Genomic DNA, 23,371 nt, shown 5'->3' with positions numbered 1-23,371 from the left:
AGGGCCTCCAGCGCCACATAGTAGGCGTCATAGCCCATGGCAGTGACAGCGGCGATGGTATCGTTGCCGCCGTTGTTGGTCATGGCGGTGGAGTCCTCGTTCAGCCATGCCTTGATGCCGTCATCGAACTTGGGAGAGCCGCCCTCCTGGTAGAAGGTGGACACGTACAGCTGTACGTTGCTGCCCTGCGCGGCCTCCAGCACCACGTTGCTGTCCAGTGTGTCGGAGCCCAGCAGGGGGATATCCAGGCCCATGGAGGCGGCCAGACCCACGATCTGCGTGGCGTAGGCGATGGAGACGGGGCAGAAGATCACATCCACATCCTCTGCCACGGCCTTGTTCAGGTAGGTGGTGAAGTCGGAGGTGTTGGTGGGGAAGGAGTCCTTGATGACCTCACCGTCAAAGTTCTGCTCGAAGAAGGCGATCAGGCCCTGGTCGTACTCGTTGCCCAACTCACCCAGGCAGTAGGCCTTCTGTGCGCTGAACTTGTCTTTTGCGAAATTCACCAGCACCTGGGCCTGGAAGTTGTCCAGGAAGCAAATCCGGAAGTAATAGTCGTTGCCTGCGGTGATATTGGGGTTGGTGCAGGTGACGCCGATGGCGGCCAGGCCCGCCTCGTCAAACACCGGACCGCCGGCCATAGCCACGCTGGAACCGTAGGAACCCAGCACCAGGCTGACATCCTTGCTCACCAGCTCCGCCGCGGCGGTGGGCGCCTTGTCGGTAGTGGAACCGTTGTCCGCGTAGACCAGCTCCACGTTGTAGGTGGTGCCACCGATGTCCACCGTGGGGGTCTCCTTATTGGCATACTGCATACCCAGCATCTCCTGCTTGCCGCCGGGACCGGAGTCGCCGGTGGCGGGCTCGAACACACCGATGCGGACCACATTCCCCCCGCTGCTGCCGGAGTCGCCGGTGGATGTGTCGCCGCTGCCGCCGCAGGCGGCCAGACTCAGAGCCATGACCATAGCCAGAGCCAGTGCAAGAACTCTCTTCATGCTTCTTTTCCTCCTATCAATGGTTAAGGATCGCTGTTCCCTCATGTATGAAAGGCATTTTACAGGTTTTTTCCAGGCTTTGCAAGATGAATAATCCACAGAAAGTTTTCCGCTCTCTTTCAAAAAAGTTCAAGATTTTTCCGCATATTCCGGTCATTTGTCCCTCTGTTGTGGACGTTTCAAAAAAATCGCAGAGAAAAATGCGGTCATTTGTCCTCGATAGAGAGACAGGCGAATTGGTAATTTTGCCAAACTCCAGTGACTGCGTTGATGCATTTTCCCGTCACTCCAACAGTTTTGGAGGGTTGCGGCGGCTTTATTCCCCGCTTTTTGTAAAAAGGCCGCCGTCCGGTTCTCCGGACGGCGGCCTTTTCTCAGACCTCTTCTTTTTTCAGGGACAACGGCTGTTCGCCGAACACGGCCAGAAACGCCTCCCGCTCCATGGTCTCATGCTCCAGCAGATAGGACGCCACGGCCTCCAGCTTGTCGCGGTTGTCGTTCAGGATCCGTTCGCAGCGGTCATAGGCATCCGCCACCAGGCGCTGGACCTCCTGGTCGATCTGGGCGGCCACCGCCTCGGAATAGCTGCGGCCCTGGGTCATGGTGCGGCCGATGAACACCTCGTCGTGGCCGGACTCGAAGGCTACGGTGCCGATCTTGTCGCTCATGCCATAGGTGGCCACCATCTTCCGGGCGATCTGGCTGGCCCGCTGGATGTCGTTGCTGGCACCGGTGGAGATGTCTCCCAGGCACAGCTTCTCCGCCACCCGGCCGCCCAAGAGACCCACGATCTGATCCTCCATATACCGCCGGGAGAGATAGGACCGGTCCTCCTCCGGCAGGGAGATGGTCATGCCGCCCGCCTGGCCCCGGGGCACGATGGTGATCTGGGCCACCGGGTCCTGATCTGGCAGAGCGTGCATCACCACAGCGTGGCCCGCCTCGTGATAGGCGGTCAGCTCACGCTCGTGCTGGGGGATCACCCGGCTTTTCTTCTCCGGTCCGGCGATGACCTTGATCTCCGCGTCCTTCAGATCCTGCATGGTGATGAACTTCTGATTTTTCCGGGCGGCCAGCAGGGCTCCCTCGTTGATGAGGTTCTCCAGGTCCGCGCCGGTGAAACCCGGAGTGCCCCGGGCCAGCTGGCCCAGGTCCACATCCTCCGCCAGGGGCTTGCCCTTGGCGTGGACCTCCAGGATCTCCTTCCGGCCCCGGATGTCGGGCAGGCCCACGTACACCTGCCGGTCGAACCGACCGGGCCGCAGCAACGCCGGGTCCAGCACATCCGCCCGGTTGGTGGCCGCCAGGACCACCACACCTTCGTTAGCGGTAAAGCCGTCCATCTCCACCAGCAGCTGATTCAGGGTCTGCTCCCGCTCGTCATGGCCGCCGCCCAGGCCCGTGCCCCGCTGGCGGCCCACAGCGTCGATCTCGTCAATAAACACGATAGCCGGGGCGTTCTTCTTGGCCTGCTCGAACAGGTCCCGGACGCGGCTGGCGCCCACGCCCACGTACAGCTCCACGAAATCGGAGCCGGAGATGGACAGGAAGCCCACGCCGGCCTCCCCTGCCACGGCCTTGGCCAGCAGGGTCTTGCCGGTGCCGGGAGGGCCCACCAGCAGCACGCCCTTGGGAATCCGGGCCCCCAGAGACAGGTACTTCTTGGGGTCCTTCAGGAACTCCACGATCTCCCGGAGCTCCTCCTTCTCCTCATCGGCGCCGGCCACGTCGTCGAAAGTGACCTTTTTGTCCTTGTCCGTCAGCATCCGGGTCCGGGCGGAGCCGAATTTGGCCATCTTGTCCGGTCCCATGCCACCTCCCTGGGGCCGAATCACCAGGAAGTACCACATCAGCCCCAGGATCACCGCCGTCAGCAGGAAGGGCAGCAGCTCCAGCAGCCAGTTGGTGCGCACCGGCTCCGGGTAATCATAGTGCTGGATGATACCCTCCGCATACTGCTGTTGAACCAGGTCATTGAAGTCGTCATAAAACAGCTGGAAGCTGTACAGCTCATACCGCACGGTCTCGCTGCCGTTCACCGGCTCCCGCAGCTCCAGGGTCAGTGTGCCGCCGCTGTCAATGGTCAGCCCCGTCACTTTTTCCTGCAGGAACAGCTGGCGGACCTGGGAGTATTCCAGCTGGTCCACATGGTTGTCGTTCTGCCAGAGCCAGTTGACACACAGCAGGATCACGAGGGCCAGCAGTACGAAGCTCAGATTGGATAGCCGTCTTTGTTTTGTCACGAGCAGAAGCCTCCTTTCCCATTGCCTGGGACGCAATGGGAGACTGTTTTCATGTTACGATTGGGCGGAGTCCGCCCAAAACAGGGCGTATCGCCTCACTCCCCGGAGTATACCTCCGGCTTCAAAACCCCGATGTACGGCACGTTCCGGTACTGCTGGCAGTAGTCCAGCCCATACCCCACCACAAACTCGTCCGGCACCACGAACCCCGCCAGGTCGGCGGTGATGGCCTTAGTCCGGCGGGAGGGCTTGTCCAGCAGCGTCACGATGGTAATGGAAGCCGCTCCCTTGGTCATGAAGTAGTCCTTCAAAAACGCCAAGGTGTTGCCGGAGTCCAGAATGTCCTCCACGATGATCAGGTGCCGTCCGGTGATGTCCTGCTGCAGGTCGTGGGTGATCTGCACCCGGCCGGAGGACACAGTGGCGTTCTGGTAGGAGCTGACGGCGATGAACTCCACGTCGCTCTTCACCTGGCAAGCCCGGACCAGGTCCGCCATGAATACGAAAGACCCCTTCAACACGCCCAGAAACAGCGGGTTCTTGCCATGAAACTGCTCATACAGCTCCGCGCCCATTTCGGTGATGCGGGCCTTCAGCTCCTCCTCTGTCACCAGGACCTTCAGGATATCCCTTTCCATCTCGCTTTTCATATCAAATCTCTCTCCTTTGCCGCTTCGGTAATCTGAATGAACCGGCAGGGCTCCCCCTCCGGTGCTGCAAACGCCATATCCACGCCCAGCCGCCACACCGCCGCCAGGCATCCTCCCGCGTAGACGGCCGGCAGCCGGTCCCGCTCCGAGAGGGAGATCCGGCGGTCCATGCACAGCCGTTTGATGCTGCGGCCGCCCCCGTGGGTCTCCGGCAGAACCAGACGGTCTCCCGGCGCCGCAGGGCCCACCGTCAGGCCCATCCGCTCCCCCTGCCGCCAGGGCCGAAGGGCAAGTCCCTCCCCCTCCCGGTGATCCAGCAGGGTGATCCGGTAATCGCCCCAGGCGACGGGGCACTCCTGCAACAGCTGGACCTCCGTCAAAAGCTGGGGCCGGGTCTCCAGGATCAGCCACTCCCGGCAGTACCGGGCGGTGACGCCCTGGGGCAGGTCCACCCGGCTCTCCCGGCCCCAGAGGGTATCCCGGGTCAGGTGCAGGATGTCCTGCAGATGGGCGGCTGTGATATCCCTCCGCCCCACGCCCAAAAGGTCGAAGAGCCGCAGCAGCATCCGGGGTCGCACGGCGTCCGTGGCCTCTGCCAATGCCTGCCGGGATAAGGTCACCCGCCCCTCCTGCACCTCCACATGGGCAGTACGGCGGGCGGCCTCTTCCTCCAGTGATTGGTCCGCCACCCGCAGGCGGCGTCCGGCGTCGTTGATGTGCTCCACAGCTCTGGGGTTGATCTGCCTCAAGCGGGGCATGACCTCCAGCCGGAGGAAGTTTCGGGCCGCGGCGCCGGGGTCGGCGTTGGTGGTGTCCTCCACGTGGGGGATGTGGCGGGCGGCGGCGTAGGCCGCCAGCTCTTCCCTTGTCACGTCCAGCAGTGGCCGGCAAATGCCGTTTTGCTGGTAGGCCATGCCGGTAAGGCCCGCCACGCCGGTGCCCCGGATCAGGTTGAAAAGAATGGTCTCCGCGTTGTCATCGGCGTGGTGGGCTGTGTAGATTTTGATATGCTGCCCCAGCTTCTCCGCCTCTTGGCGAAGAAAATCGTACCGGAGCTTCCGGGCCGCCTCCTCCAGGGAGAGGCCCTCCCGCTCCATAAGGCCCCGGACGTCCCCGGAGCTGGAGACGAATGCGATGTCATGGGCGGCACACCAGTCCCGGACGAAGGTCTCATCCCGGTCGGCTTCCGCGCCCCGCAGCCGGTGGTTGAAGTGGGCAGCCACTACCCGGCCATCCCGCTCCCGACACCACCGGTCCAGCAGGTCCAGCAGGCACATGGAGTCCAGCCCGCCGGACACGGCACACAGGGCCGGACGCCCCCGACCGGGCAGCACCCACCGGGGACAGTGGGACAGCAGTTCCTCCATGTCCGTACCTCACCTCTCCCAAAACAGACCTCAGTCCTCGTCGTACCTCGTATCCAAGGTCGAGAACTGGGTGTATTCCGGCATCCACCGCAGCTCCTCCCCCGGCACGTCTGAACGCGCCGGGGGACCCCGGCGGCCACTGACCGGGGGCAGACAAAGTCCGCCCCCTGCAAGGTTTTGGCCCCGCCAAAACACTTGACGCACGTCCGTGCGGCTTTGCAAAGCAGAGCACAGACCTCAGTCCTCGTCGTACCTCGTATCCAAGGTCGAGAACTGGGTGTATTCCGGCATCCACCGCAGCTCTACTTTGCCGGTCTCACCGTGGCGGTTTTTCGCCACAATGCACTCAGCGATGTTGTGCTTCTCCGAATCCTCATTATAATAGTCATCCCGGTACAGGAACAGCACGATGTCTGCGTCCTGCTCGATAGCGCCGGACTCCCGCAGGTCCGACAGCATGGGCCGCTTGTCGTCCCGCTTCTCACTGGCGCGGGACAGCTGGCTCAGGCAGATCACCGGCACGTTCAGCTCCTTGGCCATGATCTTCAGCATCCGGGAGATGTCGGACACCACCTGCTGGCGGTTCTCCCCCGCGTAGCCCTTGCCGCCGGCAGAGGTCATCAATTGCAGGTAGTCGATCACCACCAGGCCCAGATCATCCAGCCGGCGGCACTTGGCGTTCATGTCCGCCACCGACAGCATGGGATTGTCGTCGATCCGGATATCCACCTTATTCAGGATGGTGGCGGCCCCGGCGATCTTCTCCCAGTCGGTCTCCCGCAGGGCGCCGGTCTTGAGGCGGTTGTTCTCCACCAATGCCTCGGAGGCCAGCAAGCGGGTGGCCAGCTGTTCCCGGCTCATCTCCAGAGAGAAGACGGCCACTGTCTTGTGGACGGCCTTGGCCACGTTCAGGGCCACGTTCAGCGCAAAGGAGGTCTTGCCCATGCCGGGCCGGGCGGCCAGCAGGATCAGGTCCGATTTGTTCAGGCCCGTGATCTTCTGGTCCACCGCGGACATACCCGTGGAGAGCCCCGGCAGGTGATTCTCGCTCTCGCTCATCTCTCCCAGCCGGTCCAGCACCTCCGGCAGCACCTGCCGCAGGGGCACCATGTCCTGGGCGCTCTGGCCCCGGCGGACGGCGTAAACCTTCTGCTCCGCCGCCTCCAGAATTTCGGAGGCCTCGCCCACGCCCTCCTGCACCATGGCGGTGATCTCGGCGGCGGCCTGGGCCACGCCCCGCAGCAACGCCTTGTCCCGGACGATGGCCGCGTACTCCATCACGTTGGCGCTGGTGGGGGTGATCTCCATCAGCTGGGCCAGATAGGAACGGGTGGTGTTCTCGTCGTAGGTGCCCGCCTTCTGCATCTCCTCACAGACGGTAATGCCGTCGATGGGCTTGGCATAGGTGAACATGGAGTAGATGGTCTCAAAAATCTCCCGGTTCTGCCGGAGGTAAAAATCTGACGGCCGGAGCTTGTCCATCACATCCTTGACGCAGTCCGCGTCGATGAGCATGGAGCCCAGGACGGCTTGCTCCCCCTCCAGAGAGTGGGGCATCTGCCGCAGGAGAAGGTCTTCGTTTGCCATCTTACTGTCACCTCGCCGTGAATAGGAGTCCACCTGTTTGGGTTAGGAAAGCGCGAAGGGCCATTGTACCAGAGCGCGCCAAGCGCCTTTTCTCTTCCACCGGGCGCGGCGCACTCTCTTTTTGGCACAGCCAAAAAAGAGAGCGGGGGCGCACCCCTGCGGGCGCAGGAGCCCCCGAGACTGCCGCAATGGCGGCCCATTCCTCTCCCCCAGAGCGTGCCCCCAAACAGAGGAACTCCCTTTATTTTTCCTCAAACACGGAGACGTACACCGTCCCGTTGACCTCAAACCCCAGCTTGGCCTTCACCTGATAGGATCCGAACGCCTTGATGGGCTCGTCCAGCACCAGCTTCTGCTTGGGGATGTCGATGCCGAACTGCTGCCTAAGCCCGTCGGAGATCTCCTTGGTGGTGACGGCGCCGAACAGCCGCCCGCCGTTGCCGGCCTTGGCGGTGAGCTTCACCATGCACTCCTTCAGCTTCTCGGCGGTGGCCTCCGCCTCCGCCTTCTGCCGGGCCTCCTCAGCCTTGCGGGCCTTCTCCTTCAGGTTCATGGTGTTGATGGCGTCCGCCGTGGCGGCGATGGCCAGCTTCCGGGGCAGGAGGAAGTTCCGGGCATAGCCCTCGGACACCTCCACCATCTGGCCCTTTTTTCCCTGGCCCTTCACATCCTGCTGTAAAATCACTTTCATGATAACGTCTCCTTTTAGTCGTTCTGTTTCTGAATTTGTTCCTCCAGCTGCCGGGTCCGTTTTTCCAGCGCCTCCAGCCGGTCATTCTGATGAACCAGAATGCACACCAGCACCGCCAGAACCAGGGCGATGGACGCGCCTGCCAAATACCAGCGCCGGCTGAAATCAAAGAGCTGGTATCCTCCGAAAAAGATGAATGCCTCCACCAGCGCCAAGCAGATGCCAAATGTGGAAAGAAACCGCTTCATGGCCGCGCTCCCCCTCACTTTTCAAAATACGCATCGATGGCCTCCAGCAGACGACTCTTCACCGTCTCCACATCTGTGTTCTCCACACGGCCGCCGGCAGTGGTGGAGTTGCCGCCGCCGCCCAGGGCCTCCAGGATCACCTGGACGTTCACCTCTCCCAGAGAACGGGCGGACATCTGCACGTTCTCCCCACTGGGGAATACCACAAAGGACGCCTTCACGCCCTTGAGGCTCAGCAGCTCGTCCGCCGCCTGGGCCGCCGTCACCCGGTCCACGCCCTCCTGGTCGATGGCCGCCACGGCGATGTCCTCCCGGTACAGCTCCGCCCGGCGGATGATGTCGTAGCGGGACACCATCTCGCTCAGATCGCTCTGGAACAACCGCTGAACGTCGGTGGTGTCGGCCCCCGCCCGGCGGAGGAAGGCCGCCGCCTCAAAAGTCCGGCCGCCGGTGCGCAGGGTGAAGTGCTTCGTGTCCAGCACGATGCCGGCCAGCAGCGCCTCCGCCTCCTCCCGCAGCAGATCGGCGGGCTCCACCAGATACTGCAAGAGCTCCGTCACCAGCTCACTGGCGGAGGAGGCATAGGGTTCGTGGAAGCTGAAGGCGGCGTTTTCGATGTAGCTGGCCGCCCGGCGGTGGTGGTCGATCACCGCCACCCGATTGCTGGACTCCAGCAGCTGGGGGCTCTCCACCATGTCGGGGCGGTTGGTGTCCACCACAATGACCAGAGCGCCCGGCCTCATTTTCAAAAATGCCTCCGCCCCGGAGGTGAACGCCCCCGCATACTCCGGCAACGCCTGGAGCTTGGCCAAAACCGCTCCGGCGGCGTTGTGCTCCAGATCAATGACCATCTGGGCCCGCTTGCCGTGCTTGCGGGCAATGCAGTAGAGCCCCGCCTCGGCGCCTACGGCGTCCATGTCCGCAAAGCTGTGGCCCATGATATAGATCTCGGACGCGTCGGCCATCAGCTCGTTCAGGGCGCTGGCCATGACCCGGGACTTCACCTTGGTGCGCTTTTCCGTGGACTTGCTGCGGCCGCCGTAGAACTGGAAGTCCACCTTTCCCCGGACCACCGCCTGGTCTCCGCCCCGGCTGAGGGCCATCTCCAGGCTGAGACGGGCGTTGCGGTACAGCTCCGCCATAGCGTCGGCATCCTTGCCAATGCCGATGGAGAGGGTGGGGCACACATCCCCCACCTTGATCTCCCGAATGGCATCCAGGATGGAGAACTTCTCCTCCACAAAGTGGTCGTAGTGGCATTCCTCAAAGATGAAGAGGTAGTGGTCCCGCTCCGTCTTCAGCAGCAGGCCGTCGGCGCAGGCGGCCCAGTTGTTCAGCTTCTCGTCGATCTGGGCCAGCACGGCGCTGCGCTGGGTATCGGCGCATGCCTTCATCAGGTCCTCGTAGTTGTCTACCATCAAAATGGCCAGCACCGGCCGGGTGGCGGTGTACCGCTCCCGCAGGTCGTCGGCCTCTGTGGTATCCACCCAGTAGGTAGTGGCCACCAGGTTCTGCTCGGCCCCCCGGCCCTTGGCCCGCACCAGGCTGCCGTACACCCGGAACCGCCGGCTGTTCATCACCACCCGGTCCGGGCACTCCTGCTTTCCCTCCAGCATCCACTGAACGGGGAAATCCGGTACTGCATCCTCCACCTTCATCTCGAACAGGTGCTCCCGCACGCCGGCCAGCTGCAGGAAGTTCTCATTGCTCCAGATCACCTCGCCGGTGTCCGGCCGGAACACCATGATGGGCAGCGGAGAGTTGATGAGGGTGGATTTGCTGGCGGTATCCACGCTGCCGGTGACATTATCAATGTACTGGAGGATGTTCTGCCGCCGCTTCTGGTTACGGTTGGTGAAATAGGCATACAGGCCCACGGTGCAGGCGATCTCCACCAGTCCCAGAGGCAGGCTCACCGTGGCGGTGGCCGCCGCGAAGACGATCATGCAGAGGAAGTAGAGCTTGAGATTGGGCTCCAGCAGGCGGGAGAGCTTCTTGTTGTTCATCTCGATCAGGTCTCCTTTTGAAAGGGACGCATACATACCCATATTGGAGAATAGTATAGCAGTTTTTCCCACAAGAAGCAACTGTTAAAACAGGCCCGGGCTGATCCGGCCCGAGCCTGTTTTGATGGTCCTCAGGATGCCGCCGCGGCCGTCCGGCGGCCGTTGGCGCGCAGAAGCAGCAGGTTCAGCCCCAGTGCCGCCAGGGCGAACATTGCCGCCGGCAGGCCCAGGGGGCGGAATCCCCACCCCTCCTGCACGGCGCTGCCGATGAAGGAGCCGATAGCAATGCCGAAGTTGTAGGATACCGGCTGTACGGAGGCGCACAGGCTGGAAGCGAAGGGGTAATCCTGCTCTGCCAGAGACAGCGCGTGCATCTGGGCCGGGGTGTTCAGCAGGTACATGAGCAGCCCCATGGCAAAGACCCCCGCAAGGCCCGCCCACCGGTTTCCCAGCAGCAGCGGCAGCAGGGCAAACAGCACCGCCTGGGCGGCGAAGGCCATGGGCAGGGTCCGGAGGCCGCCCCGCTCCCCCAGCCGGCCGGAGATGAGATTGCTGGCGGCGCTGCACGCTCCCATCACCAGCAGCAGCGGGCTCACCGCCCCCGCTGGAAGCCCCAGTGTCTCTGTCAGGATCGGCGAGAGATAGGTGTACACGATATAGGTGGCGGAGGCGCTGCACAGGATCATCCCCACACACAGGGAGCATCGGGGGTCCCATAGGATGGAAAAGGACTTCAGAAGCCCGCTGTCCGCCTGTGCCGGCACCGCGGGCAGGGAGCGCAGCAGCAGCGGCAGCAGCGCTGCGCCCATAGCCAGGATCACGGCGAAGGTCCACCGCCAGCCCAGGATCTGGCACACGGCAGTGCCCAGGGGCACTCCCAGCACCGCTGCCACGGAAAAGCCACCGTATACCAGCGAGATGGCCCGGGCGGTCTGCTCCGGGGCGGCGACCTCCTTGGCATAGAGCATGGCCACCGCCGTCAGCGTACCGGACACCAGCGCCGCCACTACCCGGGTGGCATACAGCACCGCCACATTAGGAGCGGCAAAGCTTGCCGCGCTGGTGAGGAGGAACACCCCCATCAGCACCGCCAGCAGCTTCCGGCGGGAGATTCCGCCGGTAGCTGCAGTGATCACAGGCGTCCCCACCGCGTAGCAGGCGGCGAACACCGATACCAGCTTTCCCACTGCCGCCAGAGAGGTGTTCAGCCCCTCCGCGATCTCCGGCAGAATGCCCACAATCACAAATTCGCAGGTCCCCAGCACAAATCCCAGGGCCGCCAGCAGCAGTACCGCTCCAGGCAGCGGCTTTTTCGTCTGTTCCATGACACGGTTCTCCTTCTGTTTGCGTACACAGCTTTTCCCAAAAACAGCTTCCCCCAGAGTCGGCCTCCGCGGGAAGCCGGCGCCGGAGAAAGTCTTTCAGCAGTTCTCCGCCGTGAGGATGGGGCTCTCCGGATAGAAACAGTCCCGCTCCGGCGTCCGGTGCTCCACCACCGCATCAAACAGCAGCGACAGGGCCTTGCGGCTCTGGTAGGTCAGGTTCTGGTCAATGATGAAGTCCAGCAGTCCCTCCCGCAGGAAGGTCCGCGTCTCCGGGCTGTTGTCGTGGGCCAGAACCCGCACCTGTCCCATCCGGCCGGCCCCGCGCAGGGCTTCCATGCACGCAGGCACGGAGCGGTTGGCCATATAGATATACTTCAGGTCCGGCTCTTCCGCCAAAGCGGCGGTCACCGCTGCCAGTGTCTCATCATAGTTGTCGTGGGTCTCTGCCACCCGGCAGTCCTCCTGCCGGAGCCCCCGCTCCGCAAGCCGCTCCAGAAAGCCGTCTGCCCGGCCCTTGTGTCCGGCGTAGCCGTGGTCGGCGTACACCAGCAGGATCCGGTCTCCGGGCCTGAGGAACTTGGCGGCGATGTCCCCGGCCACCCGGCCGGCGTGGTGGGCGTCCTCCCCCACGTAGCACAGCCGCCGGGCGCCTGCAATGTCGGAGTTGAAGGTCACCACCGGCATCCGCCGCTCCGCCAGGAGCTCCAGCTTCTGGCGCACCTGGGGGCAGTCCGCGGCGCACAGGGCGATCCCCTGGACCTCCTCCGCCAGCGTGTCCAGCAGGTGCAGGCAGTCCTCCATCCGCCCCTGGCGGTACGGGTGGATGGTGACGCTCACATTGTAGTCCTGACGGTCCTGCCGGAACTTCGCCACGCCAGCGGCCATGGCCTCGCCCACATAGCTCTCCCACGTGGGCTGGATGATAGCGAAATGCCGGGCCATGCCGCTGGTGGCCAGGGCGCTGGCCACCCGGTTTGGCTGGTAATCCAGCTCCTCCATCACCTCCAGCACCCGCCGCCGGACCTCCTCCTTCACATACGGCCGGTCGTGGAGCACCCGGTCCACCGTGCCGATGGAGACGCCCGCCCGTTCTGCGATCATCTTGATCGTTGCCCGCATGTCCCTTCACTCCCTTTCTCCGGCCCTTCCGCCGGTCATCTTGGTTTTCTTGAAAAAAATGTATACAAAACGCTTGACCTGTGCTATACTAGGGGCAGAATGGTGCGGCCTTCCGTGTCCGCCGGCGGCAGGCCGCCGGCTGTCGGAGCGCCGCGGGGCGTGCCTCTGCCTGGGCCGCGCCTTCGTTTCAGTATAACAAAGTGCGCGTCGAGAAGCAACTGCTTTTCCGCCCTTTTTTACACAGTTCCACAGTATTTCACTGGTGCGGAGCGCCGCTCCGCCTCAGTCAAATAAAACCCCATACGGTTTCAACGGAATGACGTGACCGAACCCCTGCCGGCGAAACGGGGCCGCGCAGGCTACGGGCGTCTCTTGTTTGCGTGCGCTCATTTTGCGCCATTTCCGCTGTTATGGGGGTATTTTACATATTTTTTCAAAGGAGTATCATCGATCTATGGCAGAAAAATTGAAAATCATCCCCCTGGGCGGTCTCAATGAGATCGGCAAGAACATGACCGCCTATGAGTACGGCGGCGAGATCATCGTGGTGGACTGCGGCATGGCCTTCCCCGGGGATGACATGTACGGCATCGACCTCATCATTCCCGACGTCAGCTACCTCATCAAGAACCGGGCCCGCATCCGGGGTCTGTTCATCACCCACGGGCACGAGGATCACGTGGGTGCCATTCCCTATGTGCTCAAGCAGTTGAACATGCCCATCTACTGCACCCGGTTCACCGCGGGGCTCATCAAGCTGAAGCTGGAGGAGCATGGGCTGGTGAAAAGCACCAAGCTCATCACGGTGGAGCCGGGCAAGAGCGTCCGGGCCGGCAAGTTCACTGTGGAGTTCATCCATGTGAACCACTCCATCGCCGACTCCGTGGCCTTTGCCATCCACACCCACATGGGCACCATCGTCCACACCGGCGACTTCAAGATCGACTCCACCCCCATCGACGGGGAGGTCATCGACCTTGCCCGCTTCGGCGAGCTGGGGAAGGAGGGCGTCCTGGCACTGCTGGCGGACTCCACCAATGTGGAGCGTCCGGGCTTTACCCCCTCTGAAAAGACGGTGGGCGCCACCTTCAAGCGCCAGTTCCAGGGATGCGAGGACCGGATCATCGTCACCACCTTCGCCTCCAACGTCCACCGGATCCAGCAGGTGCTGGATGCCGCCGCGGCCTTCGGCCGGAAGGTGGCCGTCACGGGCCGGTCCATGGAAAATATCATGAAGGTCTCCACAGAGCTGGGCTATATGAAGGTGCCCAAGAACACCCTGGTGGACATCAACCGGATCAAGGGCCTGCCCAAGAACAAGCAGGTCATCGTCACCACCGGTTCCCAGGGCGAGGAGATGAGCGCCTTGTACCGCATGGCCTTCTCTCAGCACAAGCAGGTGGAGATCGGCGCCGGGGACAAGGTCATCATCTCCGCCAGCGCCATCCCCGGCAACGAGGTGACGGTGTCCCGGGTCATCAACGAGCTGTTCCGCAAGGGCGTCAAGGTGGTCTATGATCGGGCCGACATGCTTCACGTGTCCGGCCACGCCTGCCAGGAGGAGCTGAAGATCATCCACGCCCTGACGAAGCCCCGGTTCTTCATCCCCCTCCACGGCGAGCAGCGGATGCTCCAGATCCACTCCCAGCTGGCCCAGGACATGGGCATGGACCGCAACCATATCGCCATTGCCGACAACGGCTCCGTCATCGAGATCACGGCCAAGACCATCAAGTTGGGCGGCACCGTTCCCTCCGGTGAGGTATATGTGGACGGCTCCGGCGTGGGCGACGTGGGCGCCGTGGTCATGCGGGACCGCAAGCGCCTGGCAGAAGACGGCATGGTGGTGGTGGTCCTGCCCATCTCCGCCCATGACGGCAACCTCCTCAGCGAGCCGGAGATCATCACCCGGGGCTTCATCTACGTGAAGGAGTCCGGGGACTTGATGAAGGAACTGCAGAGCGTGGCCCGGGACGCGGCGGAGAACGTCTCCCGCAAGCGGGGCCGGGATGACGGGGAACTGAAGGGTTCCGTCAAGTCCGCCGTCAGCAGCTACCTGTTCAAAACCACCAAGCGCAATCCCATGGTTATCCCCGTGGTCACCAGACTGTGACATACCAGATAACGGGTGTGCAGATAAGAGAGCCGCAGGGAAAGCGGCATCTCTTATCTGTTCGCTCTGATTCTTGATTTTCAGGGAGGTCTACATAACAATGGCACTGCAAGCCGCATTTCTCTTTCTTATCGGCGATGCCGATGAGACCACCCGCACCGTGGTATCCACCCCTAGCATCCATTTGAACGTGGTGGGCTGCAAGACCTACGCTGAGGCGGAGGCTGCCGCGAAGGAGCTGGCCGCCGGAGGCGTCACCGCTATGGAGCTGTGCGCCGGCTTCGGCAACGAGGGCATCGCCCGCATCCAGCGGGCCGTGGGTCCCGACGTGGCCGTGGGCGCGGTGAAGTTCGACTTCCACCCCGGCCTGGGCTTCAAGAGCGGCGATGCCCTGTTCGGCTGAGACGCATGAAAGCGGAAGGACTTTCGTCCTTCCGCTTTTTCTTTTTCCCGCACGGTCCGCAGGGAATGCAGAACTGCGGCACGCCGCGTCCTGCCACCGGCAGAACCGGACAGTCTCATCCGCCGCCCGGCGGGTCCCGCCAGCTCATGCCCCATCTGCGGCGCGCCGGTACTTCTCCACCATCGTCCCATACTCCGGCATCTCCCGGAGGAAGGCGCAGTCCGGGTCTGCCTCCACCTGGTCCAGAAGGGGCTCCAGCAGCACCGACTGGGCCTCTCCGGCGGCCTCCTTGGTGGCCAGATGCCGGTACAGGGGCGAGGCACTCAGATCCCAAGGCACTGTCAGGCTATGCAGCAGCCGGTCCAGCAGGTCCAGCGCCGCCGGGCCGTCCTGCTCCGCCGCCGCCAGCTGGAAGGGGGCGGACAGCACTGCGTAATCGCTCAGGTCCAGGGCCTCTCCCGCCCGCCGGGCGGCGTCGCAAAAGCCCTGGGCCCGCTGCCGGTCTCCCTCTGCCTGGGCCATCTCGATCAGGGACAGCAGCGTGGTCTGGATGCCGTGGGCCCGGTCGAACAGCTCCCGCTCCAGCAGGGTCCAGGCCTCCTCGGTCCGCCCCTGCTTCCGCCGCAGGGCGGACAGCAGTTCCCGCTTGTCCCGGTGGGTGTTGGAGATCTGGTCCAACAGCGCCTCCGCCCGGTCCAGATCCCCCCGGGCGATGCAGCGGCTCGCCACGGTATAGGTCGCCCACTCCCGGATTTTGGGGTCCGCGCTCTGGGCGGCCTGCTCGTACAGGCCCGCGACAAAGTCCTCCCGGCCGGGCCGGGCTGTCTCATCGGTGCCGGGGAACAGGGTCAGAAGACCCTCCAGCAGCCCCGCAGCGCTGTATGCCAGCGCGTCGCTGTTGGGGAACTGGCGCAGCTTCTCCTCTGCCAGGGAAAAGGCCGCGCCGCACCCCTCGGTCCGGGACACCTCGTACAGCCGGTTCAAAAACTCCGCGATCTCCGTCTCCGTCAAGTCCTCCTGAAAGGACAACAGTGTGTTCAGGTCCACCCGCAGCGTCCGGGCCAGCACCGGCAGCAGGGTGATGTCCGGGTAGGAGTTTCCCCTTTCCCATTTGTTCACCGCCGGGGCTGATACCCCCAGCTTCCCCGCCAGCTGCTCCTGTGTCAGCCCCAGTGCCGTCCGCCGGGTGCGGATAATCTCGTGGATCTGCATGGCAAAGCCCCCTCTTGTGATCTGTCCCCAGAATACCATCTCCGGCGGTGCGCTGCAATCGACAGGTGTTCAATTTTTCTGACGATCTTTTAACCGGCGGTTAATGGGTAAAAATCGCTGTAATCACTGTGCCCCAAACCGGGCTTCCGGGGCGCGCCTCTCATTGGGCGAACCTCCCCGCGTAGACAGGGCAGAACTCCAGACCGCCGCGGGCAATTCAGCGGGACGCAGACTGCACCTGACCCTCCCGGCCGCAGCAGGTCCCGACCGAAGCCCTTACGGCGCGGGTCTGTATGGGATCATGGGAATACGCTCTTCCGGCACCGGCTCCCATCGTCCCGGCAATGGACATGAAGGACTGCGCCCTCTGCCCAATTTGCAAAATACAGGCGCACAGCTTTTGCTGTGCGCCTGTACTGCTTTTCCCTCACTCCCCCTTGGGGTCCTCTGTGTCGAACACCGTCTTGGCGCTGGCAGCGAGTCCTGCCAGCCCCTGGAGCTCACTGGGAATGATGATCTTGGTGGCCTTGCCGTCCGCCACCTTCTGCATGGCTTCCAGAGCCTTCAGCTTCACCACCTGGTCATTGGGGGCGGCGGCATTCAGCAGCTTCAGGGAGTCCGCCAGGGCGGTCTGCACCTGCATGATGGCCTGGGCCTCCGCCTCGGCGGCCATGATGCGGGCCTCCTTCTCGCCCTCGGCCTTCAGGATGGCGGCCTGCTTGGCGGCATCCGCCTTGAGAATCAGGGACTGCTTCTCGCCCTCCGCCACCAGGATCTGGGACTGCTTCTGCCCCTCCGCCTGGAGGATGGACTCCCGGCGCTCCCGCTCCGCCTTCATCTGCTTCTCCATGGCGTTCTGGATCTCCTTGGGCGGGATAATGTTTTTCAGCTCCACCCGGTTGACTTTGATGCCCCAGGGGTCCGTGGCCTCGTCCAGAATGGCGCGCATCTTGGCGTTGATGGTGTCCCGGCTTGTCAGGGACTGGTCCAGTTCCATCTCGCCGATGATGTTCCGCAGGGTGGTGGCGGTCAGGTTCTCAATGGCGTTCATGGGCCGTTCCACGCCGTAGGTATACAGCTTCGGGTCCGTGATCTGGAAGTAGATCACCGTATCGATCTGCATGGTGACATTGTCCTTGGTGATGACGGGTTGGGGCGCGAAATCCGCCACCTGCTCCTTCAGGGACACCTTCTTGGCCACCCGCTCCACAAAGGGCACCTTCAGGTGCAGTCCCACGCCCCACACGGTCCGGAACGCTCCCAGCCGCTCCACCACATAGGCCTTGGACTGCTGGACGATGACGATGTTCCCGATCAGCAGGATCAGGATCAGCACCACCAGGATCAACAGCGGAACCCACTTGAGCACATCCATCATATTCACACAACCTCCTCTTTTTTATCAGGCGCTTTCTGCGCCGCTTCCACAATGAGCTTCACACCCTCCATCCGCCGGATCTCCACCCGGCTGCCCGCCGGGAGCACCGATCCGTCGGCGCTGCGGGCGGTCCAGGTCTTGCCGTCCACATAGACGGCGCCGGAGGCGCTGTCGTTGTCGATGGTCTCCGTGACTCTGGCGGTGCGGCCCAGCACCCGGTCCGCGTTAGTAGGCACAGCCCGCCCGGCGGAGAGCTTTTTCACCAGGGGCCGGGTGGCCGCCAGGGCCGCCGCCGACACCGCCAGGAACAGCACCAGCTGGATCAGGAGCCCCGCCCCCGCCATGGCGGCGATCAGACCCGCCACGGCGCCGGGCACGAACCAGATGGAGACCAGCCCGGCGGTCACCGCCTCCACCACGCCAAAGACCACGATGGCCGCAATCCACAATGCCGTCATTTCGCTGTCTCCGCCTCCTTTCAAATACAGCATACACAGGGCCACCAGGGCAGTCACTGCCGCCAGCCCCCCCACTCCGGCCCATTTGTTGGCCGGGGACAGGTTGCTCACAAAATCTCCCAGCGCCGTTTTCAGTGTCCGGGACTCCATCCGCTCCGGCGCCGCCGGCGTCTCTTGGCCGCCCAGGGGGACCTCCTCGCAGAACAGGTCATTCATGGTGACGCCGTAGCGGTTGCAGATATAGATGATCTTCTCAAGCTCCGGGTATCCCCGGCAGGACTCCCACTTGCTCACCGCCTGCCGGGAGACCTTCAGCTGGGCCGCAAAGTCCTCCTGGGTCATGCCCCGGGCCCGGCGGAGCTCCTGCAACCGCTCTCCAAATGCCATACGCCTCTCCTCTCTGTCTGTCATTTTAGCAGAACCGCCCCGCCGTTTCCACCAACTCTGCTTTGCATCCGGCAAAATCCCGTGCAACTTCAGGTTTCCGTCCGGGAAGTGCGGCTCCGGCGGCGTTTATCGTTATTGTATCATGCCCATTTTGCAAATACCATTTCATTTTGGTTACAAAACCTCCCGGCCCGCCGGCGGCAGTTGCGGCAAGAGCCGGCGGGCATCTCGACATTTTCCGCAGTCTGCATTATAATAGGAAAAACGCCCCGCTGAGGCGGAGGCAGCAAGGAGGATGTTCCATGCGTCAGCCAAGAAGTGCGAAGGCCAATCCCTTTCCATACAGAGGCAGCCTGGTCTGCTACCTGTCTCTGGATGCTGCGGGCAGTCTCACGCAGGTGGGCCACGATTTCTCCTCTGCCGCAGAGGCCTACCGCCGGGCCGCTGCCGGAGAGATCCGGCTCTATGCCGTCTGGCCCGGGGAATACAGCAGCGACCTCTTCGAGATTGACGATCTGAATGCATTTGCAGACGCTTTTGGCGTGGAGCGGCCGGACCCCCATGTCCACGATCTGGCGTGGACGCTCAGCCCGATGGATGACGGAACATCCCGCTATGCGAATGTGAATGTTGTCTTCCGCTGCGGCTGTACGCTGAGCAAGCAGAACATCAAAAAGTTCGCCAACGACATGCGCCGCCAGATGGGTTGGAATGTGGCGACTTCCACGGTACCGGGATGCCATGGCAGCGCCGACGGGTCGGAGGTCTACACCATTCGCGTGGAGCGCAGAACGCTGGGCCACGCCGCCCCCTGAGAGCCTCTCTTCCACCGGCTCCAATGAAAATCCACGGGCATCTGTATGCCCCGCCAAGGAGGAACCCCCATGAAATACACCATTCCCTGCCTCTTCGGGCTGGAGGCCCTGGTGGCCGACGAGCTGCGGCGGCTGGACCTGAAAAACGTCCGGGCCGAAAACGGCCGGGTCCACTGCGACGGCGGCCCGGCGGACATCCCCCGGCTGAACATCAACCTGCGCTGCGGCGCCCGGGTGCTGGTGGAGCTGGCCAGCTTCCCGGCCCCGGATTTCGAGGCGCTGTTTCAGGGCGTGGCCGCCATCCCCTGGGAGGATTGCATCCCCCGGGACGGGGAGTTCCCGGTGAAGGGCTACTCCATCTCCTCCCAGCTCCACTCCGTCCCCGCCTGCCAGGCCATTGTGAAAAAGGCCGCTGCCAAGCGGCTTGGCCAGGCCTACGGCTGCGAGACCCTGCCGGAGACCGGGGACCGCTATCAGATCCAGTTCGCCCTCATCAAGGACACCGCAGCCGTGTACCTGGACACCTCCGGCGACGGACTCTACAAGCGGGGCTACCGGGCCCACAACAACGGCGCCCCCCTGCGGGAGACGCTGGCCGCCGCCCTGGTGCTGCTCTCCCGCTACCGGGGGAGGGATCCGTTCTGCGACCCCTTCTGCGGCAGCGGCACCATTCCCATCGAGGCGGCGCTGATCGCCAAAAACCGGGCCCCAGGCCTGGACCGGCGCTTTGCCGCCCAAAAGTGGCAGAGCCTCCCCGCCAAGCTGTGGCTGGACGCGGCCGAAGAGGCCATGGATCAAGAATTCCACGGCCAGTACGACATCTGGGGCGGGGACATCGACCCCAGTGCGGTGGAGTTGAGCCGCCACAACGCGGAGCTGGCGGGGGTGGACGACTGCGTGCGCTTCGAGGTGGCGGATGCCGGAAAGTTCCACCGGGACAGCGACTACGGCCAGCTGGTGACCAATCCGCCCTACGGTGAGCGGCTGCTGGAAAAGAGAGAGGCGGAGGCCCTGTACCGCTCCTTCGGCAAAGCTGCCCGGACATTGCCGGCGGGCTGGCGCGTGCTGGTGCTCTCCTCCCACACAGAGTTTGAGCGCGCCTTCGGCCGCAGCGCGGAGAAGAAACGCAAGCTCTACAACGGCATGCTCAAATGCGACGCCTTCTTCTACCACGGAGGCGCAAAGACAGAGCCAGACAAAGGTTAAAAGACAGGAGAGATCGCCGCTGACAGTCCTCATCTTTCATCTCTTCACTCTTATCTCATATTTCGCCAAGGGGGGCCTGTCATGCGCCATGTCTTTTTGATCAACCCCCATGCCGGGAAGCAGGACCAGACTGCCCGCATCCGCGCCCTGGCGGACCGTCTGGCCGCGGCCCACAATCTGGACTGCCGGTGCCTGCTGACGGACCGCCCCGGCGGAGCGGAGGTCCTCTCCCGCGCCTTGGCAGAGACCGGGGAGCCGGTGCGCATCTACGCCTGCGGCGGGGACGGCACCGTCCACGAGGCGGCCAACGGCATCGCCGGGTTTCCCAACGCCGCCATGACGGTAATCCCCGCCGGCACAGGCAACGACTTTCTGAAGAACTTCGGCCCGGACGCTGCAAAATTCTCCGACCCGGAACATCTGTGGGACGGGCCGGAATTCCCCCTGGATCTCATCGACTGCAACGGCCGCCTGTGCCTCACCATCGCCTGCAGCGGCATTGACGCCCGCATTGCTGACACCGTCCACCGGTACGGAAATGTGCCGGGCCTCTCCGGCCGGGGGAGTTACCTGCTGTCCGTGGCGGTGAATTTTCTCTTCAAGCCCATCGGCCGCCGGTGGCGGGTGGAGCTGGACGGGGAGGTCCTGGAGGATGACTTCGCTCTGGTGTCCATGTGCAACGGCCGGTACTACGGCGGCGGCTCCATGCCGGTGCCGGAGGCCCGGATGGACGACGGAGTGCTGGAGACCATCCTGGTGAAAAACGTGCCGAAGCGCACCTTCGCCCGGTTGTTCCCGGCCTACTCCGCCGGGGAGTATTGGAAATTTCCCCACATCGCCCGAATGGTGACGTCCCGGCAGGTGGTGATCACCGCCAGCCCCGGGGAGGCGGACATCGTCACCTGTCTGGACGGGGAGAGCCTCCGGAGCCGGGAGGTGCGGCTGGTACTCGCGGAGAAGCGGGTGAACTTCTTCGGGCCGAAGGGGTGCAGTCCCAATGCCACGGCAGGATTTGACCGAAAGCCAAGGAAGCGTCGATATTCCACAGCTTTTCTGCTATTATAGGCATCCTACGATCATTCAACCGCTGCGCCTCGGCACGGTATAATAGTCAACTAGAATAATTGATAAATAGAGGCCAGGACACACCCGAAGGAGGTGTCCTGGCCTCTTAATTTTTCATTCAGTGCTTTCCTGCTTCCATTTATGGCTTGTCGTATCGGAATGCAGAAACGATATAGGCAATTCTTGATGTTCCGTAAGGCACAATCCCCCCCATAACCAACCAGATAAAGGCATATTCCCTTGTCAGGCCAAAGGCAATCATGCCGGCTATAATGGTCATAAATGAAGCGTACAGTGCGACCCGAAATGCTTTTTCAGCGCATTTCAATTCGATATACTGATTTCTCTCATCCTGTTCCGCAATCATATCCTCTTCCGTTTTTTTAGGTTTCAGAAGGGAAATGCCGGCCAGCAGAACAATAATAAAGAGAGCAACCCCTGCGATAGCTTTTTGCGAGGTTGTGAACGCGGTAATATCACCCAGATAAAAGCTGCCGAAGGCAGCCAATACCAAGAGCAGGCCCAGCATCTTACCCTTTCCGCCAAATAATTGCATAGTTATTTTTCCTCCGCTCCCTCGTCCTCGCCGTCAATATGCAGGGCCATTACCATGTGATAAAGAGCTGCAAGTAAGCAGATACCTATGCCGATAACCGCCTTTGGAATACCATGCGTAGCCTCGGTAAATATACAAAATCTTGATATTCCAATACCAACGGCAAGCAGTAATAATAAAATCCCCCGGATAAACATTTTCTTATTTGTGATCTTCATCCTGATTTTCCTCACATTCTACATTTTCTTTCAAGCAGCACAACTCTTCAACGGTCGTATGAAATACCTGTGCGATCTTGTAGGCCAGAACAAGCGATGGATTGTATTCGCCTCTTTCTATGGAATTGATCGTTCTTACTGTCACACGAACCCGGTTCGCAAGCTGCTGCTGCGTCAATCCTGCGGCAGTTCGCAAATCCTTGATAATCGTTTTCACGCTCCTCACTCCTCAAATAGGAAGTTAACTTCTTAGGAAGCTGACTTCATATTAAATTAGGGCAGCGAAAATGTCAAGAGAAATTTTAAGAAGCTTACTTCCTATTGAACAGTGAAAAAGCCATAAAAATATTGCATTAAAGGCGCGTCAGCCTCCGCTCCTGTCCATGGCGGCTTGCCGTTCATCTCGACCATTGACCGAGGCCGGATGCTGTGTTGAAAAATTTTTCAGGGAGGTATGGGATAACCCGCAACAACAGCATATAAAGAAACCTCGTATTATACGGAACACTTGATAAAAATCAAAAATTTCTTTATATTTGGAAACTTTTTCCCGTGAATTGTACAGTATTTGCGCCGGTGAAAATCGTATCCGTGAAGAATGCGTAACCCCAAGCAGAGCTGTTTCATGCGGCACAGTGAGATGTGAAGCCGTCAGTCCGCCTGAGGCAGCCGTTTGGGCAGAAAGCTGGTCATGACAGTTGAATTCTCCTGTCCAGCAGGACGGCTCCCATGCGCTCCCCTTCTGAGAGGGAGATTTTTTCGGAATTCACAAATTCTTCATAGATACCCCCTTTACAAATGGAAAACATTGCGCTATGATAGCAGCGTTAGCACTCGAATGATATGAGTGCTAACGCTGAACTTGTTTTTCAAATTTTTATTTCTATAAGGAGGAACCCCATTATGAAACTCACTCCGCTCGCAGACCGTGTCATTCTGAAGATGGTGGAGACCGAGGAGACCACCAAGGGCGGCATTATCCTCACCGGCAGCGCCAAGGAGAAGCCCTCCGTGGCGGAAGTCATCTCCGTGGGTCCCGGCGGCAACGTGGACGGCAAGGACGTTGTCATGACCGTGAAGCCCGGCGACAAGGTCATCACCAGCCAGTACGCCGGCACCAAGGTCACCCTGGAGGACGTGGAGTACGTGGTTGTCCGTCAGAACGACATTCTGGCGATCGTGGAATAAATCTCCCGCTCCCGCTTGCAATCAGGAATCGGAAATTGTGGAGCCGCCTGCAACGGCCAATTTCAAATCGTTTGGCTCTGCCGGACGCCAAAATTCCCAATTCCTAACTCCCCATCCCTAATTTATGAAACATGAAGC

22 protein-coding genes are annotated in these 23,371 nt (G+C 62.0%); 6 read left to right on the top strand and 16 right to left on the bottom strand.

What is annotated here, in order from left to right:
* From OCV80_RS15090 to OCV80_RS15045, 10 genes are all read right to left on the bottom strand, one after another.
* The coding region (locus tag OCV80_RS15090; protein ID WP_267288535.1) for an ABC transporter substrate-binding protein at positions 1-998 on the bottom strand (998 nt) is incomplete at its 3' end.
* Positions 999-1,372: 374 nt separating this feature from the next.
* Positions 1,373-3,241, bottom strand: a complete 1,869-nt coding sequence (gene ftsH / locus OCV80_RS15085; RefSeq protein WP_136891078.1) for an ATP-dependent zinc metalloprotease FtsH — start codon at positions 3,239-3,241, stop codon at positions 1,373-1,375.
* A gap of 95 nt (positions 3,242-3,336) precedes the next feature.
* On the bottom strand, positions 3,337-3,891 hold the full coding sequence (gene hpt, locus OCV80_RS15080) for a hypoxanthine phosphoribosyltransferase (protein WP_021750265.1): 555 nt from the start codon (positions 3,889-3,891) through the stop codon (positions 3,337-3,339).
* Entirely contained in the window at positions 3,888-5,258 is a 1,371-nt protein-coding gene (tilS, locus tag OCV80_RS15075; protein WP_136891079.1) for a tRNA lysidine(34) synthetase TilS, read from the bottom strand. The genes hpt and tilS overlap by 4 nt, the downstream gene beginning before the upstream one ends.
* A gap of 237 nt (positions 5,259-5,495) precedes the next feature.
* Positions 5,496-6,845 carry a replicative DNA helicase gene (gene dnaB / locus OCV80_RS15070; RefSeq protein WP_021750267.1) on the bottom strand — a complete coding sequence of 450 codons (1,350 nt, stop codon included), beginning with the start codon at positions 6,843-6,845 and terminating at the stop codon, positions 5,496-5,498.
* 241 nt (positions 6,846-7,086) lie between these two features.
* Positions 7,087-7,536, bottom strand: a complete 450-nt coding sequence (gene rplI / locus OCV80_RS15065; protein ID WP_021750268.1) for a 50S ribosomal protein L9 — start codon at positions 7,534-7,536, stop codon at positions 7,087-7,089.
* 14 nt (positions 7,537-7,550) lie between these two features.
* Positions 7,551-7,784: a hypothetical protein gene (locus tag OCV80_RS15060; protein ID WP_021750269.1), complete on the bottom strand. Its 234-nt coding sequence runs from the start codon at positions 7,782-7,784 to the stop codon at positions 7,551-7,553.
* A gap of 14 nt (positions 7,785-7,798) precedes the next feature.
* A complete protein-coding gene (locus OCV80_RS15055) occupies positions 7,799-9,790 on the bottom strand; it encodes a DHH family phosphoesterase (RefSeq protein WP_119311655.1) in 1,992 nt (663 codons plus the stop codon).
* 131 nt (positions 9,791-9,921) lie between these two features.
* Positions 9,922-11,115 (bottom strand): MFS transporter, encoded by a 1,194-nt coding sequence (locus OCV80_RS15050; protein ID WP_021750271.1) that lies wholly within the window; start codon positions 11,113-11,115, stop codon positions 9,922-9,924.
* A 96-nt stretch (positions 11,116-11,211) separates the two neighbouring features.
* On the bottom strand, positions 11,212-12,234 hold the full coding sequence (locus OCV80_RS15045; protein WP_119311656.1) for a LacI family DNA-binding transcriptional regulator: 1,023 nt from the start codon (positions 12,232-12,234) through the stop codon (positions 11,212-11,214).
* Between the two features lie 454 nt (positions 12,235-12,688).
* Here OCV80_RS15045 and OCV80_RS15035 point away from each other — a divergent pair, with 454 nt between their 5' ends.
* Both OCV80_RS15035 and OCV80_RS15030 read left to right on the top strand, forming a co-directional pair.
* Positions 12,689-14,347, top strand: coding sequence for a ribonuclease J (locus tag OCV80_RS15035; RefSeq protein WP_021750274.1), 1,659 nt, complete (start codon positions 12,689-12,691; stop codon positions 14,345-14,347).
* Between the two features lie 100 nt (positions 14,348-14,447).
* Positions 14,448-14,750, top strand: a complete 303-nt coding sequence (locus OCV80_RS15030; RefSeq protein ID WP_025545589.1) for a DUF6506 family protein — start codon at positions 14,448-14,450, stop codon at positions 14,748-14,750.
* A 144-nt stretch (positions 14,751-14,894) separates the two neighbouring features.
* On the opposite strand, the gene OCV80_RS15025 is transcribed toward OCV80_RS15030, so the two are convergent.
* The 3 genes from OCV80_RS15025 to OCV80_RS15015 all read right to left on the bottom strand — a co-directional run bounded on the left by OCV80_RS15025 (position 14,895) and on the right by OCV80_RS15015 (position 18,185).
* The gene (locus tag OCV80_RS15025; protein ID WP_267288534.1) at positions 14,895-15,962 is read right to left on the bottom strand and encodes a helix-turn-helix domain-containing protein; all 1,068 of its coding nucleotides are present in this window, start codon (positions 15,960-15,962) and stop codon (positions 14,895-14,897) included.
* Between the two features lie 427 nt (positions 15,963-16,389).
* A complete protein-coding gene (locus OCV80_RS15020; protein ID WP_021750278.1) occupies positions 16,390-17,340 on the bottom strand; it encodes an SPFH domain-containing protein in 951 nt (316 codons plus the stop codon).
* A 2-nt stretch (positions 17,341-17,342) separates the two neighbouring features.
* Positions 17,343-18,185 carry an NfeD family protein gene (locus OCV80_RS15015; RefSeq protein WP_160117445.1) on the bottom strand — a complete coding sequence of 281 codons (843 nt, stop codon included), beginning with the start codon at positions 18,183-18,185 and terminating at the stop codon, positions 17,343-17,345.
* Between the two features lie 302 nt (positions 18,186-18,487).
* Between OCV80_RS15015 and OCV80_RS15010 the strand changes: the two genes are divergently transcribed.
* The 3 genes from OCV80_RS15010 to OCV80_RS15000 all read left to right on the top strand — a co-directional run bounded on the left by OCV80_RS15010 (position 18,488) and on the right by OCV80_RS15000 (position 21,271).
* Positions 18,488-19,000, top strand: coding sequence for a hypothetical protein (locus OCV80_RS15010; protein ID WP_021750281.1), 513 nt, complete (start codon positions 18,488-18,490; stop codon positions 18,998-19,000).
* Between the two features lie 69 nt (positions 19,001-19,069).
* Positions 19,070-20,206 carry a THUMP domain-containing class I SAM-dependent RNA methyltransferase gene (locus tag OCV80_RS15005; RefSeq protein ID WP_021750282.1) on the top strand — a complete coding sequence of 379 codons (1,137 nt, stop codon included), beginning with the start codon at positions 19,070-19,072 and terminating at the stop codon, positions 20,204-20,206.
* An 81-nt stretch (positions 20,207-20,287) separates the two neighbouring features.
* Positions 20,288-21,271, top strand: a complete 984-nt coding sequence (locus OCV80_RS15000) for a diacylglycerol/lipid kinase family protein (RefSeq protein WP_119311658.1) — start codon at positions 20,288-20,290, stop codon at positions 21,269-21,271.
* A gap of 139 nt (positions 21,272-21,410) precedes the next feature.
* Here OCV80_RS15000 and OCV80_RS14995 read toward each other — a convergent pair whose 3' ends face one another.
* The 3 genes from OCV80_RS14995 to OCV80_RS14985 are packed head-to-tail and all read right to left on the bottom strand — an operon-like array spanning position 21,411 to position 22,262.
* On the bottom strand, positions 21,411-21,827 hold the full coding sequence (locus OCV80_RS14995) for a hypothetical protein (protein ID WP_025544994.1): 417 nt from the start codon (positions 21,825-21,827) through the stop codon (positions 21,411-21,413).
* A 2-nt stretch (positions 21,828-21,829) separates the two neighbouring features.
* Positions 21,830-22,045, bottom strand: a complete 216-nt coding sequence (locus tag OCV80_RS14990; RefSeq protein ID WP_025544993.1) for a hypothetical protein — start codon at positions 22,043-22,045, stop codon at positions 21,830-21,832.
* On the bottom strand, positions 22,029-22,262 hold the full coding sequence (locus OCV80_RS14985; RefSeq protein ID WP_021750286.1) for a helix-turn-helix transcriptional regulator: 234 nt from the start codon (positions 22,260-22,262) through the stop codon (positions 22,029-22,031). The genes OCV80_RS14990 and OCV80_RS14985 overlap by 17 nt, the downstream gene beginning before the upstream one ends.
* A gap of 686 nt (positions 22,263-22,948) precedes the next feature.
* On the opposite strand from OCV80_RS14985, the gene OCV80_RS14980 reads away from it, so the two are divergent.
* The gene (locus tag OCV80_RS14980; protein ID WP_025544992.1) at positions 22,949-23,233 is read left to right on the top strand and encodes a co-chaperone GroES; all 285 of its coding nucleotides are present in this window, start codon (positions 22,949-22,951) and stop codon (positions 23,231-23,233) included.
* Positions 23,234-23,371: the final 138 nt, after the last annotated feature.

It is taken from the genome of Oscillibacter acetigenes (assembly GCF_025567605.1).
Taxonomy (GTDB): Bacteria; Bacillota; Clostridia; order Oscillospirales; family Oscillospiraceae; genus Oscillibacter; species Oscillibacter welbionis.
This window is presented reverse-complemented; position numbering and strand designations above follow the sequence as displayed.

Coding starts and splice junctions, on each gene's coding strand:
- hpt (WP_021750265.1), bottom strand. CDS start 3,891: ATGAAAAGCGAGATGGAAAGGGATATCCTGAAGGTCCTGGTGACAGAG.
- tilS (WP_136891079.1), bottom strand. CDS start 5,258: ATGGAGGAACTGCTGTCCCACTGTCCCCGGTGGGTGCTGCCCGGTCGG.
- dnaB (WP_021750267.1), bottom strand. CDS start 6,845: ATGGCAAACGAAGACCTTCTCCTGCGGCAGATGCCCCACTCTCTGGAG.
- rplI (WP_021750268.1), bottom strand. CDS start 7,536: ATGAAAGTGATTTTACAGCAGGATGTGAAGGGCCAGGGAAAAAAGGGC.
- OCV80_RS15060 (WP_021750269.1), bottom strand. CDS start 7,784: ATGAAGCGGTTTCTTTCCACATTTGGCATCTGCTTGGCGCTGGTGGAG.
- OCV80_RS15055 (WP_119311655.1), bottom strand. CDS start 9,790: ATGAACAACAAGAAGCTCTCCCGCCTGCTGGAGCCCAATCTCAAGCTC.
- OCV80_RS15050 (WP_021750271.1), bottom strand. CDS start 11,115: ATGGAACAGACGAAAAAGCCGCTGCCTGGAGCGGTACTGCTGCTGGCG.
- OCV80_RS15045 (WP_119311656.1), bottom strand. CDS start 12,234: ATGCGGGCAACGATCAAGATGATCGCAGAACGGGCGGGCGTCTCCATC.
- OCV80_RS15035 (WP_021750274.1), top strand. CDS start 12,689: ATGGCAGAAAAATTGAAAATCATCCCCCTGGGCGGTCTCAATGAGATC.
- OCV80_RS15030 (WP_025545589.1), top strand. CDS start 14,448: ATGGCACTGCAAGCCGCATTTCTCTTTCTTATCGGCGATGCCGATGAG.
- OCV80_RS15025 (WP_267288534.1), bottom strand. CDS start 15,962: ATGCAGATCCACGAGATTATCCGCACCCGGCGGACGGCACTGGGGCTG.
- OCV80_RS15020 (WP_021750278.1), bottom strand. CDS start 17,340: ATGATGGATGTGCTCAAGTGGGTTCCGCTGTTGATCCTGGTGGTGCTG.
- OCV80_RS15015 (WP_160117445.1), bottom strand. CDS start 18,185: ATGGCATTTGGAGAGCGGTTGCAGGAGCTCCGCCGGGCCCGGGGCATG.
- OCV80_RS15010 (WP_021750281.1), top strand. CDS start 18,488: ATGCGTCAGCCAAGAAGTGCGAAGGCCAATCCCTTTCCATACAGAGGC.
- OCV80_RS15005 (WP_021750282.1), top strand. CDS start 19,070: ATGAAATACACCATTCCCTGCCTCTTCGGGCTGGAGGCCCTGGTGGCC.
- OCV80_RS15000 (WP_119311658.1), top strand. CDS start 20,288: ATGCGCCATGTCTTTTTGATCAACCCCCATGCCGGGAAGCAGGACCAG.
- OCV80_RS14995 (WP_025544994.1), bottom strand. CDS start 21,827: ATGCAATTATTTGGCGGAAAGGGTAAGATGCTGGGCCTGCTCTTGGTA.
- OCV80_RS14990 (WP_025544993.1), bottom strand. CDS start 22,045: ATGAAGATCACAAATAAGAAAATGTTTATCCGGGGGATTTTATTATTA.
- OCV80_RS14980 (WP_025544992.1), top strand. CDS start 22,949: ATGAAACTCACTCCGCTCGCAGACCGTGTCATTCTGAAGATGGTGGAG.